Annotated in this window: 13 protein-coding genes; 1 reads left to right on the top strand and 12 read right to left on the bottom strand. The window is 39.0% G+C overall.

What is annotated here, in order from left to right:
* Positions 1 to 10: 10 nt before the first annotated feature.
* A complete protein-coding gene (locus FD725_RS10230) occupies positions 11 to 2,425 on the bottom strand; it encodes a GAF domain-containing protein (protein WP_179048032.1) in 2,415 nt (804 codons plus the stop codon).
* Positions 2,426 to 3,310: 885 nt separating this feature from the next.
* On the opposite strand from FD725_RS10230, the gene FD725_RS10225 reads away from it, so the two are divergent.
* Complete coding sequence (locus FD725_RS10225; RefSeq protein ID WP_179048031.1) at positions 3,311 to 4,897, top strand: alkaline phosphatase; 1,587 nt, start codon at positions 3,311 to 3,313, stop codon at positions 4,895 to 4,897.
* 151 nt (positions 4,898 to 5,048) lie between these two features.
* Here the strand turns inward: FD725_RS10225 and FD725_RS10220 are convergent, their stop codons facing one another.
* The 11 genes from FD725_RS10220 to FD725_RS10170 form a co-directional block, all read right to left on the bottom strand.
* Positions 5,049 to 6,581, bottom strand: coding sequence for a SagB/ThcOx family dehydrogenase (locus FD725_RS10220; protein WP_179048030.1), 1,533 nt, complete (start codon positions 6,579 to 6,581; stop codon positions 5,049 to 5,051).
* A gap of 337 nt (positions 6,582 to 6,918) precedes the next feature.
* Positions 6,919 to 7,788, bottom strand: coding sequence for a DUF4349 domain-containing protein (locus tag FD725_RS10215; RefSeq protein ID WP_179048029.1), 870 nt, complete (start codon positions 7,786 to 7,788; stop codon positions 6,919 to 6,921).
* A gap of 321 nt (positions 7,789 to 8,109) precedes the next feature.
* On the bottom strand, positions 8,110 to 8,898 hold the full coding sequence (locus tag FD725_RS10210; RefSeq protein ID WP_179048028.1) for a peptidylprolyl isomerase: 789 nt from the start codon (positions 8,896 to 8,898) through the stop codon (positions 8,110 to 8,112).
* Positions 8,899 to 8,927: 29 nt separating this feature from the next.
* Positions 8,928 to 9,950, bottom strand: coding sequence for an aldo/keto reductase (locus FD725_RS10205; protein WP_179048027.1), 1,023 nt, complete (start codon positions 9,948 to 9,950; stop codon positions 8,928 to 8,930).
* Positions 9,951 to 10,104: 154 nt separating this feature from the next.
* Complete coding sequence (locus FD725_RS10200) at positions 10,105 to 10,311, bottom strand: hypothetical protein (protein ID WP_179048026.1); 207 nt, start codon at positions 10,309 to 10,311, stop codon at positions 10,105 to 10,107.
* A gap of 135 nt (positions 10,312 to 10,446) precedes the next feature.
* Positions 10,447 to 10,668: a hypothetical protein gene (locus FD725_RS10195; protein WP_179048025.1), complete on the bottom strand. Its 222-nt coding sequence runs from the start codon at positions 10,666 to 10,668 to the stop codon at positions 10,447 to 10,449.
* Between the two features lie 126 nt (positions 10,669 to 10,794).
* Entirely contained in the window at positions 10,795 to 11,004 is a 210-nt protein-coding gene (locus FD725_RS10190; RefSeq protein ID WP_179048024.1) for a hypothetical protein, read from the bottom strand.
* Between the two features lie 574 nt (positions 11,005 to 11,578).
* Positions 11,579 to 12,679, bottom strand: coding sequence for a T3SS effector HopA1 family protein (locus FD725_RS10185; RefSeq protein WP_179048023.1), 1,101 nt, complete (start codon positions 12,677 to 12,679; stop codon positions 11,579 to 11,581).
* A 31-nt stretch (positions 12,680 to 12,710) separates the two neighbouring features.
* Entirely contained in the window at positions 12,711 to 13,850 is a 1,140-nt protein-coding gene (locus FD725_RS10180; protein ID WP_179048022.1) for an aminoglycoside phosphotransferase family protein, read from the bottom strand.
* A 63-nt stretch (positions 13,851 to 13,913) separates the two neighbouring features.
* Positions 13,914 to 14,120: a hypothetical protein gene (locus tag FD725_RS10175; protein WP_179046224.1), complete on the bottom strand. Its 207-nt coding sequence runs from the start codon at positions 14,118 to 14,120 to the stop codon at positions 13,914 to 13,916.
* A 31-nt stretch (positions 14,121 to 14,151) separates the two neighbouring features.
* On the bottom strand, positions 14,152 to 15,411 hold the full coding sequence (locus tag FD725_RS10170) for a nif11-class peptide radical SAM maturase 3 (RefSeq protein WP_179048021.1): 1,260 nt from the start codon (positions 15,409 to 15,411) through the stop codon (positions 14,152 to 14,154).
* Positions 15,412 to 15,446: the final 35 nt, after the last annotated feature.

Genomic DNA, 15,446 nt, shown 5'->3' with positions numbered 1-15,446 from the left:
TAATGTAAAATTATTGGGGAAATTTAATTTTAAACACTGTGCCATGTTGACTTTTAACTGTAACAGTGCCTTCTAATTGCTCTACTGCTAAGTCATAAACCAATGAAAGACCTAAAGAATTTGTATTACGCCAATCTATACTATCTGGTAAGCCAATACCGTTATCTTTGACAATTAACTCAATGTTTTCACCAACCTTTTGTAATTCGATATTAATTTTGCCTTGTGTTTGCTGCAAAAAAGCGTGCTTCAGAGAGTTAGAAAGTAATTCGTTGATGATCAAACCACAGGCGATCGCTTGATCAACATTCAAATTAATTGAACTAATATTAGTGAGTAACTTAATTTTTGCTGGATCAGATTGATAGGACATTAGAATACTCGTGGCTAAATTATTCACGTAGTCAGCAACATCAATTTGTCCAATATTTGGGGAAGTATATAAGTTTTTATGAATTAAAGAGATGGACTCAACACGGTTTTGACTTTCCTGGAGAGTTCTAATTAACTCTGGATCTTTGAGGCTTTGAGAATGCAGTAGTAACAATCCAGAAACTATTTGCAAATTATTTTTTACTCGATGATGAACTTCTTTGAGTAAAATTTCTTTTTCTGCCAAGGCACTTCTTAAACTAACTTCCGCTTTTTGCCGTTCTACTAATTCATTTTGTGCTTGCTGGAGTATACTTGATTGTTGAATAGCGATCGCAATCGGCACAGAAAGTTGATCTAGTAAATCTAGTTCATGTTCTTCCCATTGTCTTGGATGAGAACATTGGTGAGCAACTAATAAACCCCATAAACTAGGTTTAGAACTCTCCTCGCTCACTTCTAAGAGAATAGGGACAACTAAATTAGCTTTGACTTGAAATTGTTCTAATAAATTAATATGACAATCAGTCAATCCAGCATGATAAATATTAGCGATCGCTCGTTTGCGTCCTTGATAATATTCTTCTCCTCCTCCTGTTTGGAAACAAGTATCTTCAATCTCTACATTTAAAGCCACCGTCCATCCAGGTTCTATAGATTCCGCAACAATTCTACCACTCATATCTGGGGCAAATTGATAAACCAAAACTCGATCAACCCCTAGCAAATCTTTGATTTCTTTAACTGTAGAATTGAGAATATCTTGCAGATGTAAAGATTGACGAATTCTTTGAGTAATTGAGCGCATTAATTGCTCTTGCTCAATCTGTGCCTTCAACGCTCGTTCAGTTTGTTTACGAGTTGTGATATCCTGCCCAATACCAATGATTTGTTCATTAGGCAGACTGATATTCGTCCAAGAAGTATCTAATACCCTGCCATCGCGCAAATGAGTTTTGAAATCACCCCAAACACGTTCTGCTGCTTGAATAAAATTAATTACAGACTGACGATATTGAGTATTAGGACATAACTCAGCAAATACATCACGATTTTGGAAATCTTCTAAACTCCAACCTAAAACATTTTCTAATTCTTGGTTAACCCAGTTTATTTTCCCTTCTCGATTACCAAGAGCGATCATTAAAGGAATTCGCTCAAAAATACTTTGTAAAAGTGAATTTTGTGCTTGTAACTCAGCTTCTACTTGCTTGCGCTCTGTAATGTCGTGCAGAATCTTTAAAACAGCATATTCATTGTTAAAGTTTAAATACTGAATGGAAGCGATCGCCCACAAAGAGTTTCCGTCTGCTCTTTTGAGTTGAATATCATAATTGTGGAGTGAACCATTGTGACTCAGCGCTTCTAATATTTGTCGGCGATCATCTGGATTTTGATATAAATCTGAAGTCGTTAATTCAGTTAAATTTCTTTGAGGAAAATTAAATGTTTTGCAAAACTCGGAATTAGCATATAAGATTAACCCATCGAAAATACGAGAAATTACTAAAGGAACAGGAATCGCTTCCAGAATTGTTCTGAATCTATCCTCACTTTTTTGGAGATTTTGTTTGACTTGATGTAGTTCTAAGTGCCGCATTACTTGACGAGCTAAACGTTGGAGTGCTGTTTGTTTCCGCAAGCTCAAGTTACGCGGACTAGTGTCGATGACAGCCAAACTACCCAAGACAAAACCATGAGAATTAACTAAGGGAACTCCAGCATAAAACCGAAGATTGGGTTCTGCTCTGACAATAGGATTGTTAGCAAATCTCTCATCTTGCCATGTATCGGGAATAATTAATATTTCATTTTGCAAAATTGTATGAGTAGCAAAACCAAGATGGCGAGAGATTTCTGATTCCTTAATTCCCACTTTTGACTTAAACCATTCTCTATCAGCATCTAAAAAGCTAATTACAGCAATTGGTGTCTGACAAATATCTGTAGCTAGTTGGACTAAATCGTCAAAAACTTCTTCTGGTGGCGTATCTAAAATGTGATATTGATTGAGTGATTGTAGACGTTGGTCTTCATTGTCAGGGAACAACATTATTACTTATGGCTTGTTTGTGAAATAATTTTGACTTACTAGACTTCTAATAAAAAAATTCTGATTGAATTCACCTATCAGAGACAAGTGAGATTTTTAACTATTTTATTTCAAATTGTGTTATCTATCAGCTAACTAATTGTTCATTAAAACGATTTTATATCTATAATAGCCTTTGTGATATGTGAATTTTGCAATGCTCTTTAACAAACCAGATATTATTCCCCACAGTTGATAAAAACTATCACTAAATACAATTTTATAGCAGATTTCAGTCCAATAAAGTACAAAACTTAAGAGCAAATAGCAAGCTCTATGTCAATAGGCTTTCAACTCGGTTATTTCTTCCTTATTTCCTGTTCACTGCTATAGGTCAGTCGGTCGCTAAAGTACATCTGAGTAGCCCATCTACACATATAAATATTCCCCTACTAAAATTTTTAGCAGACTTCAGCTAGCTTGTGCAACATAAATAATTACTTTTATTAAAAATTTTACCTATTCGGAGATTATGTTTAAGATAAATTTAGAGAAATATGTAGGAATAGGCTTTAATTTCTGTATCCCTTGGGGGAGGATTAGCCATCATTATCTGCATAAGCAGCTAATAGAAAACGGTAAAGAAAGCTTTTCAAGTTGTCCTGAGTTTTTTACAATTAAATAGGGCTTTCCTGGTCAATATTATTGATTAATTGATATCTGGGAGGATTATGGGCTTGTGCGATTTTGCTCAGGAGATTTTTTTACTCTGGAGATATATTGCATAGCTTGTTATTACAATGTACTTTATTATACGCACAATAGTAAATGAATTGATTTAATATGTCTTCTTACAATGTATTGAGTTAGATACTAAGTAGTACTTGTAACCTAAGTGGAAAATTTATGGAAACAAACTCGACTCAAAAGCTAAAGCGTCGTCAATTCATTATGCGCTCGTTATTAACAGGCAGTAGTATCATAGCAACAAACCTGTTTGCTAAGTCCGGTTTGACCCAAACACCAGGGCTAATTACATCAGATAAGCTACGGCCAAGAATTTCTCATGGTGTAGCTAGTGGTGATATTAGTGGTAACAGTGCTGTAATTTGGAGTCGGAGCGATCGCCCTGCCCGCTTAATTGTAGAATATTCCGCAAATGAATCTTTTCGTGATTTGAATCGAGTTTTGGGGCAACAAGCTTTAGCTAACACCGACTTCACCGCACGAGCCTATTTGAATAATTTGCCCCCCAGTCAACAAATATTCTACCGAGTCATCTTTCAAGATTTAGCCGACCCTAATATTTATAGCGCACCCGTGATTGGTCAATTGCGCACACCTCCCCAGAACCAAGGCGATATTTTTTTTGCTTGGTCAGGAGACACCGCAGGCCAAGGTTGGGGTATAAATCCCGAATGGGGTGGGATGAAAATTTACGAAACCATTCGACGACTTAAACCGGACTTTTTTATCCATTCTGGTGACTACATTTATGCTGACGTACCGATACAATCAGCAGTCAAATTAGATGACGGTAGTATTTGGCAAAACTTAACAACTCCAGAAAAATCGAAGGTTGCTGAAACCCTCAAAGAATTTCGAGGCAATTATATTTATAATCTTCTGGATGAGAATGTGCGTCGCTTTAACGCAGAGATACCGCAACTAGTCCAATGGGACGACCACGAAGTTAGAAACAATTGGTATCCCAGTCAAATATTAGAAGACGATCGCTACAAAGTCAAAAGCGTCTCTGTTTTAGCCAGACGCGCCAGACAAGCATTCTTAGAATACACCCCCATTCGTTCCCATCCCCAAGACCCCAAACGAATTTATCGTTCCTTCCAGCACGGTTCCTCACTGGAAATCTTCATGCTAGACGAACGCAGTTACCGGGGTGCAAATTCACCAAATCGCCAACCAGTCGCTAGTCGGGCAACCGCATTTCTCGGCAACCCCCAAATAAGTTGGTTAAAAAGTCAGTTGCAAAAATCCACAGCCACGTGGAAAATCATCGCCAGCGATATGCCAATAGGCTTAATAGTTCCTGATGGGAAGACTAACTTTGAAAACTTTGCTAACGGTGATGGTAAAGCGTTGGGAAGAGAACTAGAGTTGGCTGATTTGTTGCAATTTATTCAACGCAATAATATCCGTAACGTAGTTTTGTTAACAGCAGATGTTCACTACGCCGCCGCCCACTATTACAACCCCAATCAAGCACAGTTTACCGATTTCCGACCCTTTTGGGAATTTGTTGCCGGCCCCATGAATTCTGGGACATTCGGGCCAAATAAACTAGACAACACCTTTGGGCCAGAAGTCAAATTTCAAAGCGTTTCCCCAGACATGAAACCCAATCGATCGCCTAAAGAAGGTCTACAATTTTTTGGTACAGTCAAAATTGACGGTCAAACTCAAGTGATGACTGTCAAACTACACAATTTAGAGGGCAAGATTCTCTACAGTGTGGATTTAGTGCCGGAATAGTCAATAGTCAATAGTCAATAGTCAATAGTCAATAGTCAATAGTCAACAGTCCTATACTCAGCACTCAGCACTCAGCAGTCTCTCACTCAGCACGGGCTAAACGCCCCGCTACCGCTAACAGCACTCAGCACTCCCTCACTCTCTCACTCCCTCATCTTGGTTTACCTAATGTTGTAATATAAAGCACTGCTTCATCAGTGGGAATTCCTAAGACTTCGTTGACTTGATCGTCGAAGAAGCCACCGATGCCACTGACACCTAAATTCAGGTGAATGGCGGCTAAATTGAGTCGTTGTCCTAAATGTCCAGCGTCCATGTGGAGATAACGGTAAACGCGATCGCCATATTGAGCGATCGCAGATTTTAGGTCTGATGTATGAAAAAGTACAGCGCCAGCATCTCGCCCTAGTTCTTGTCCCAAGCAGAGAAAGTGTAACTCTGTGCGGAAGTTTTTAAACCGGATTTGCCTTAATTCTTGAGCTTTGGGCGCGTAATAGTAACAACCTGCTTCCAATCCTTGAATCCCGGAAACTACAATAAAGGTTTCGATTAAGTTCAAGTCGAAGTAGTCGGGAGAGTTATCAAGATGTTGGTCAATATAATTTTGGGGTTGATAGGTAAAATCAAGTAAAGCTTTGAGTTCATCAAAGGTAAAATCCTCACCACTATAAGCGCGGGTAGAACGTCGCTTGTGCATGGTGATCTCTAAGTCTGAAAGTTTTTCACCCCAATATATTGGTGTGGTGAAAGTGGGAATTTTCGAGCAGAAAGGAAAGTTATACTTATCCTCTAAGGATCTTTCTTGTTTGACGGCTGGTAAATTTAATTTGCCAGTAATACTAGGAGAAATTTGTGTATAACGATGAAAATATTTGAGCAATTCCCCATCAGGAATTTGGGGATAATGAGTTTCTGTAGCTGAAGGTAAAGCAGTACATCCGCAAGGTAAATTTTGCTTGATATCTAATAAGTCTGCCAGAGGTAAAACAGCGATCGCTCCTTCCTGTTGCGGATCAATGTACAATAAATCATTAACCGCTTCATCAATGAAACCACCAATCAAGTGTGGACGGTAATCATTAATCCCTGCTGCTAACTCGATATTACCTAACAGATGTCCAGTATCTAGACAAATTCGTCGATAAGCTCGATCTTCATATCGCCAAGCTGAACGATAGAAAACTGCCGTGACAACAATAGCCAACTGGGTACTTTCTAAAACAGGATGCCAAAAACAAGCCTCTTGTAATCTTTGCCAAACATTACTTTCCCAATATTGTATCAGAGAATGAGTCCGACACTGATAGTTATACAGCCCAGCCGCTAATAAAGGTGTGCCACGAGAAACAACATACACTTCTGCTGGATATAATCCTCCAGCGCTGGGTGCAGCCCGTAAATATACTGCACTACCCATAGAAGGAATTCTCGCCGTTAATCCATAGCTACGAAACAGTAACCGCGATAGCCTCCGCCACCATTGCCCTTGAGGATCATCGATAAATGCCTCTGTTGTTTCTTGCAAGTAAGGTTTGAGATCGATATCAGTACCAATTCTGTATTCTTTAAATGGTACTGGCTGTTTAGCCCAATCTATCCTCTGACTTTTAGCAGCAAGGGTCTCAGGGTCATACTTAGTACGTTCATGATAGTGTTGAGCAATTGATTGGTGTATTTCTGGCATATGACTTTCAATACCCTTATGACATCCTCATTCTGATCTTGGCATTCATCAGTCCCATTATGTCGTTTCAATTAGTACATTCCTGAGAAATATGCAGGTGAGTAGTGAGTGAGAGAGTGCAAAATCAATTCAAAATTCAAAATTCGTCTTGAAAAGTTGAGCCACTGCGTTGGAGAGGCAGTGCATTGGGCGGCTTTGCCGACTTGTAGCAACTGCCGTCGGGTTTCCCGGCTTATAGCAAGTGGCGTTCCTACGGTGGGAAACCCGCCTACAGAACTTTCCGCAAAATTCAAAATGAAGAAATAATGACTATTGACTATTGACTATTGACTATTGACTATTGACTAGTCAACTGATTCCGCCGCCAACGATAAATGGCATAGCCACCAGCAACCAGAATGAGAAAATAGGGACTATACACAAGTAACCAAATACCTAATTTGAGTAGGCTAATAGTAAAATCAGCTAAGGATTGGGTAGAGTTATTCCAAGTTTGTTGAATTTGGGAACCTACAGCTCGTTGAGGACTGGTGCTTGACACAGCTGCTTCTAGGCTGAGGGTAATTGTCGAGTAGGCAACTTGATTTTGTAAATTTTTGATTTGAGCGTCAATTTGCTCAATAGATTGTCTCACATTACTGAGTTCTTGAGCAACACTGAGTACATCTCTCACAGAACCTGAACGATCCATGATTTTTTGCAGATTGGCTTCAGTTTGCCTGAGATTAGTTAATCTAGCTTGAAAATCTACTAACTGATTACCTACATCTTCTGCTGTAATATTACGCTTTTCGATTGTGCCTAATTTAGCTAGTTCTTCTAGAGTGGGTTCTAATAAATTTTGCGGTACTCTTAGCTGGATAGATGCTGTATGACGAGAGTTACCTTTTGTGGGTTGACGTTCGTTTAACCCGATTAAATCTCCTTGCTGTTTAGTGATGAGTTGAGAAACAGCATCAATACTCTCGTCTACAGAATTGACAATCAAAGTTATTGCCGCCTTCTTAATTAGCTGGGGACGTGCGCGCGGTATAGGTGCGGCTTCTGCTTTTTGAGCGACAGTATTAGCTGTCTCAAGTGCTGGTGCTGGGGCGCTGGCTTGATTTGCTGATGGCGTAACAGATGAACAGCTAGTTAAAATTACTCCGCCGAGTAAGGCACTAACAAGTAAAGCTGATTGACGATTCGATTTAGTTAAAGTTTGCATACTCTCACCCCAGATAGTTGTAATTAACCATCAGTATCACCGAGGTCAAACCTAAAGCTGGGATTGTTGCAATTTATGTAACATGGAATGCGCTGATTAAACTTCGCCGCGCAATGCTGCTTGTGTCGTTTTTGCTAAAAGCGATCGCACTTTTTCCTCATTCATTAGCTTAAATGTCTGGAGTGATACCAATTTCCTTTAAATGTGAAACAGTAGAGACGTTGCAATGCAACGTCTCTACATAATTCATGTGTATCATGATTAACGTGAAATGGTATGAGACAAATGCTTGCTCCAGAATTTCCATTCTTTTGGTCAATATTAAAGCTTTTCGTCGCTGGGAAGGGCAAAGTTTAATTGTCCTTGTAACCAAGCTTGCAAGAATGATTCTAAAACTTCTTCTCTGAGGGATTGAGTAAGTTCAAGAGGAAACAACTTTTCAACTCTCAGAATGTGATAACCAAGTTTTGTTTGGATAGGGCCTATCAGTTCTCCTTCTTGGGCGTGGGAAATAGCTGTGGCAATTTCCGGTAACAGTTCTGAAAAAAAGCGAATCCCCGCAAAACCACCGTTTTCTTTAGATTGCTTACCTTGAGAATGTTCTAGTGCTAAAGCACAGAAAGAAGCGTTTTCTGCTTGAATTGCTTGGGCTATTTGTTGTGCCTGTGTTAGTTCTCGTACTAAAATTTGAGATAGAGCTACACGTCTAAAATTTTGCCGATTTTGGATATAGTAATTATCAACAATTTCTCCAAAAAGTAATTCTTTTAGCTTCTGTTTTAATAAAGATAATCTCATGCCATCAGACCAATCTTCGACTGTAATACGTTGAACTGAAAGCCATGATAAAGTCTCAGAAGCTCCTAATAATTTGTGTTCTAAACGAAATTGATCTCCGGCTGCTTGTAATTCTTCATCCGTAGTAGTCAGATGCAATTGCTCACAGATATTTAAAATTAGTGCATCCTGTTCAGCCTTGACAGCAATTTCAGCAATTTGGCAAGAACGGTGTAAATAAGTAATAATTTCTGCTGTTGTTGCTGGAGGAATTTCTGGAAATGTAACTTTTTGCAGAGGCAGTAATTGAGTTTTTTCTAAAGTTTCTTTCATGGTTTAGTTGTTTGTTAAAAATCTGGAGTTTATCGTGAAGCTTGGTAGATCAATTGCTGGGGTAAGACTTGATCAATTTTCAGCTTGTTACGGTGTAAATCACCGTACAGGTTTAAGTAATCAATTTCCGCAGGAGTGAGTTTTCCTTGCTGGACTGAGGCGATCGCTTGATCAATTTCCCATCGCTGAGTTAAACCTGTTAAGCAAACATCGACACAATTTTGTGTTAAAGAATAGCGGTATAAATCGGGGACAGTAGGTTGCCAACAACCTTGTGGTAAACCAGTCGGGACATTCCCTAAAAAACCTGTGTGTGAACCGGCTGTCTTGAACGTAACGATACCTTGTCGAGTCTGGTCTTGAGGGTCTAATTGATTAAAGATTAAATTTTGGGCAGAACGATGAGCGATATTATGTCTGACCATGACCACATCTAACAAAGGACTATCCAACCATTGTTGAGCTATATTCAAGTCATGGAAAGAAGCACCGATATAGCGGACTACACCCATTTTTTTCAGGCGTTCCGAAGTCTCAAACATTCTTTCAATAGTGCGCTGATAAACGCTATTAGCGCCTCTTAAATCAGGTGAAATTTGTAAGCAATCGTGTAAAGCTGACCCATCATTAGCACCAATCCAGCCCCAAAAAAATACATCAATGTAGTCAATCCCTAATTCCATGAATTGATCTAATAAAGCAGCGATCGCCATTTCTTGACTTTTGATATAAGTCACCGTTGCTAACACCACTTTTTCCCGTACCGAGGAACCACGCCCACATAATTGACGCAATGCTCCAGACATCGAACTATAGATATGATGGTGGAGGTCACTAGAGTAAAAAAAGTAATTAATTCCTCTGTCGAAAGCGTAAAGTGTATCCTCGCTGGAAATACCACCACCACCGCCCAAGCCGAGACAACTGACTGTTAAATCAGTCCGCCCTAGTTGCCGATAAAATGGCAAGTCAGATTCTAAATATTTATCAGTCCCATGATTAACTTCGCTTTCTAAAATTGCTTGAGGTGGTGCAAGATCGGTTAGTTTCATAGGTTTAACTGGACGTAATTCAGATTGGGCATTAAATAAAGGATGGCTCGAATAAATCCTGAGTAATCAGATGTAAATAGATATAAGCCATCCAACTCTCTAGATGAATAGTTACTTATGTAAGTATCAGCAAAACATTGCCATCAGTCTTGATTCAACGAGAGCGATCGTTCACATCTGGGCGATTATTTTGCTGTGATTGATTGATTTGTCGGCTGACTTGCTCATGACTGGTATCAGATTTTTTCACAATATCTCTGACTATAAAATATCCGAAGTTTGCCGCCAAAACCATTGCCAAAACAGTTAAAGCACCCACTAGGGCCGATTGATCTCCAAAGTCAAAGAAGTGACGTTTCATAACCTTAATCTCCTATTGATCCAAGTAACTAAGGCTTTTACTTGAGCATATAGCTGATTACTAGGACTAAGACAAAGGTTTGAATCCAATGTCTTTAGTCCTAGTTAGTTATGCTAAGTGGTTAACTGGTAAGTATTACCAATTTTTAACAATGTTATAAGTTAGTGCAGCAGAACCTATAGCAGCACCTACAGCAGCAGCGCCAATCTGGGGTGAAGCAGGAGAAATCAAGGTAATGAAAATACCACCTTGGGTTCCGCTTGTTACATCATCAGATAGTTCTTCTAAGTAGCTTTCTCCATCGAAAAACAAGCTAGAACCAGCAGGACGTAAGTCGATAATATTGATAGTTGCCATGATGAATGACCTCCAAAAGGTAAGTTTAAATTCAGGTTGAAAAGGTAATTAATCGTCTGGTTGCCGCAGCCTCCAGAGATATACAAAAACAGAAGTTGTGAGGCAGACGAGATTGCACTCAAGATGCTACTTGGAGAAGTAAGCAACAGCCGCAGAAACAGCACCACTGATGACGGCTGCACCACCAACTACAGCGACAGAAGCCCAAAAAGCAGATGGGGTAATACCACCTTGAATGCTGAGTTCTCCCTCAGACAATTCATCCATAAAGCTTTCGCAATCATAAAGAAGTTCAGAACCAGCAGGACGCAAATCGGCAATTGCAATAGCAGCCATATTGAAATGTACTCCTAAGTTGAATTGTTTAAGTTAAGACGAGACTTTGAAGTGCCTTGTCGATTTATATCATCTATGATTAATTAGAAAAAATCTAGAGGTTAAATTAGTAAAAACGAGCCAAAAAAATTTCAAATTAATGTCAATACTGACTAACGAAATTATCACAATTAATAACTATGACATCCTTTGAAAAATCATCGTTAAATAATCCAATAATACTCCTGAAACTTAATGACATAACTATTATAATTATGACTCTTTTACAATTAAAATTAAACCTCAAAATTCAATTTTTTCTCAAAGCTGATATCTGTCAAGACACTTCATACCAATTTCCTTTAAATCTGAAACATTAGAGACGTTGCAATGCAACGTCTCTACATAATTCATGTGTATCATGATTAACGTGAAATGGTATAAATCAACTCAAAATTATGCCTATATAAAAAATCAGCCAAAGAAGCTTCTTCGGCTGACCAAGACAAATTTAGAGTAGAAATTTGTGGAAACTACAAAAGCAAATCCTTGAAGAATGTTTAGAAAACAGAATTAAACTAAATTATCCTGAATTCTAATATATATATGTTGAATTGGCATTGAGATAAGGACGTTGCAAATCAATATTCAACAGTAAAAATTGCTTATAGATAGCTTTTAGCCGCTTCTGTGGGTAATTTTCACCTTGATACCAAGCTTCTAACAATCCATTGGTGACAATCTGACAGCGATTCATACCAAAACTTTCTTGAGTGCCAAATTTTTGGTTAGGTTCTTCAGCTAATCCCAGCCCTGGTGCTAGGCGTTTGGTAAATAAAGGTACTTCTGGCTGAAAATGCGATCGCATCTCATCATACACTTGTTGGACAATCTTTTTCACATCTGGATAATCCCTTTGATCAAAATACAAAACTCCAGAATCATAGCGTTGATAATCATCCGGATTGTACAGAACTTTAAAGCTAAAAGGAATTGCGATCGCATTTAGTTGCTTAGTGAGGCTATTCATCACCGCCACAGCACCTTCAGCAGTCAAATTGAAGTATATACGCACAGTTACTGGTTGGCTGTTTAAAGCTGCAATTCGATTTAATCCTACATTGCCAACTGCCATATAGAAGCCATTCTGCACGAGATTCTTAGGCAGCTTAATCGCTACTAAATCACCTATTGAAGCTGCCTTTTGTGATGATTGTAGATGCTGATTGCGTTGAATATGCACTCGCAAACCATTTTTAGTGACAGCTAAAATATCATCACTTTCTTCTTGAAGAACAGACCAACCAACATCAAAATAACCTGCTCCACAATTGTTTTGATGCAATCGCTCATAAAATGCCAAATCTACACCCAAGAAAGTATTATTCTCTAAATCTAAGGCAAGATTATTTCTGTCTCCATCCAGGGCCAATGCACTTTGCATGGAACCGTTGTAATAAATACCGTAGAGAAAGCTGCGTAATTGTAGACTGAGATATTTTTGCTGAATTTCCTTTGGTGTTTTTTGAAAACGTTCGATTATTTCCGATGGCAGTTCTAACGGTTTGTAGTCTGGATGGTGAATAGAGAAATTAGGTTGAATTTCTACTTTATGAGCAATATCTGCCAAAACGTTCATTAATTGCTGATTGACATCAGTTTCTAACTGAGGTTGGGGAAAATCAAGTAATTGCATAATCTTTTAAAATCAAACTTTTTAAACAACACTAGGCATAGATTAATTCGGCTGTGCTAGTACCAAAAATAGTTGACATTGATTGTTCGGGACGACATAACAAGGTCTTAGCAACCTGAAGCATGACAATGCCAGTATTACCAAAAGATTTTTGATACTGAATCATCGCGTGAATCTGTTGGATTAAAGCAAAACCAACAAATTGTACTACCCGCAGCCAAAAATCTGGGCGATGTTCTAAGATTGTGGGAAATGCGTTTAAGTAAGCTAAACTTAATTGACCAATCGAAGGCTGAAGCTGTTCTAACGGTATTACTGCTAAACGCAGTGATTCTTCAATACTTAAAGATTTACTAATAACTAAACTACTCAGCCAGATTTGCATATAGCTGCTGATGATTGTGCCTAAATCAAAGGCTGGATCTCCCCAACTAGAACGTTCCCAATCAATTAAACGGATAATACATTGACTTGATTGTTGCCAATCTTTGCGCAAAAGAATATTATTCAGCTTCAAATCATTATGGGTGAGACAAGCGGGAGTAAAAGCATTGCCTAATTGTGCGATCGCTTGCCCTAAGCTATCATACCTCTGATATAAAGCAAAAAACTTTAAGGCATCAGCAGGTACTAGACCAAAAATTTCGGGTTCTATTCGTTCCCATCCTTGAATCAAGTTTGTCACTTGAGCAACTGGGAAATTTCTCTGATTTTGCTCCAAGAAATCCTGATATTCCTGGCAGTTAAATGTGTCTTGATGAATAGTTCCTAAAAGAGTTCCAATCGTTGCTGATATTTCACAGGAAAAGTTATTTTCTTTGCCATAGAAATCCATTAAATCTCGATAATTATCTAAATATCTGAAGACCATAATGGAGTTTTGCTGATCAAAATGCAGTAACTCTGGCAGCAAAGAACCAAAGTGATGGAGTTGGGGAAATTGTTGTACTAATTCTTGAATTGTCCACTCACCTTGAAACTCACCGAAAACTTTCCCATCTTGATTATGCCGTTCTTGTTTTACCAAAAGCTGACGCTCAGGAAAAGTTACTAACAAGTTAAAGTTTTTCGCTGTCACTGGCTCTATTTTAAGTGACTGTTCTGATTGACTGCATAAACCTTGAGCAGCCAAATACTCGACAACATTGTGAGAATTTAATAAAAGTGTCATAACTGATGAAGCTATCTCAATATTTTGGCTAATAAAAGTTGGCAAAACTCAAATCATGCAGCTTTAACTTTTCAAAGTAGCCGCTTGTTCTATGCGGTCTAAAGCTTTCTTGGCTCTAAAAAGAACTCGTAAATAAGCTAGTTGACTATCCCAAGCAGCACGAGGTAATAGAGTAGGTAAAGGTTCTATTTGAGTTTGAGCAACATCATTAGATGACTCTATGTTGTTGGCAGTGGAAGTATTTACGGGAAGTTGCAAATTACTAGACATAATTTTTTTCTAAATGAATTTTCATCAATTTTTAATGACTGGAACTAACCAAAGATCCTATTGGCTGTGATTCTTCCCAACCTTGTGGCCATTGAATGCGGTCAGCAGTAAAATGAAGCGGATCATTTTCTGGCCAAGGCGCATTAATTGGTTCCTCTATCAAACCAAATTCTCCATTATCAAAAGGGTTTCCCTTTGCTTGATGTTGGAGAAAAACTCTTTCTCTTAGACCACGTTCTGCTTGAGTCAAAGCACGATGATGACAGTAAGGATTGTTACCTCGTTTATCAAAGAAAACATGAGCAGTCCAACTGCAACCACCCCGACATAGTTCAGCAAATTCGCAACTTTTGCAGAAACCCCACAAATGTTCGGTTCCTTTGGGAGTACCAGCACCCAAATTAAAGCGTAATTCCTCTGTCTCTTCAATAATTGTCCGCAATGAATAGTCACGGATGTTGCCGCCAGTATAAGCTGATGTCGGTAGTGAGGGACAACCTTTAATCGCACCATCCGCCTCAATGCCTAGTGCAGAGAGTCCAGCACTGCAACCTTGCCAAAAAGACCAAGCTTCTCCTCCCCGCAACAGTCGCTCATAGGGGCCATAGTAGCCGATATTGTTTCCTGCTTGAACCTGTACTCCTTCTTGTTTTGCTCTTTCGGCAACACGAGCAATCATTGGGTACACATCTAGTAATTCATATGGTTGCAGTAAAATGTCACTGTTATCAGCAGCATTTCCCATCGGTACAGTTAACTGAATTTGCCATGCAAAGACACCTGCATCACGAATGCACTGATATATCCGAGGAAATTCTGGTGCAGAAAGACGATTGATTTGGGTATTGCAACCAAAAGGAATCCCAGCTTCCTTTAGATGGCTCATGGTTTTAAACGCCCATTGCCAAGAACCTACTCTACCACGTAGGCGATCGTGAGTTGCTTCTAAGCCATCAACTGATACCGAAACTACTTTAATTCCTGCATCTTTCATCCGGCGTGCTGTATCAAGCGTGATACCATAGCCTCCAGTCGTCATCCCACATAACATCCCAGCAGAGTTAATTGCTTGAGCAATTTCCAACCAATCAGGACGTAAAAAAGCCTCACCGCCAATGAGAGTTACTTCTGTAATCCCAACTTCGGCCATTTGTTTGACTAAATCAAGCGCTTCTTCCGTAGAAAGTTCTTTTGTTCTTGTATGACCAGCACGAGAACCACAATGTTGACAAGCTAAATTGCACTTGAGCGTAATTTCCCAAACGGCATAACTAATTCTGCGATAACTCATGACTACATCCTCAAAATTTGTTGTCTAGGCCAGGA

Source organism: Nostoc sp. TCL26-01 (genome assembly GCF_013393945.1).
Classification (GTDB): domain Bacteria; phylum Cyanobacteriota; class Cyanobacteriia; order Cyanobacteriales; family Nostocaceae; genus Trichormus.
Note: the sequence above shows the minus strand (reverse complement) of the source record. Positions and strands in the feature narration are given on the sequence as shown.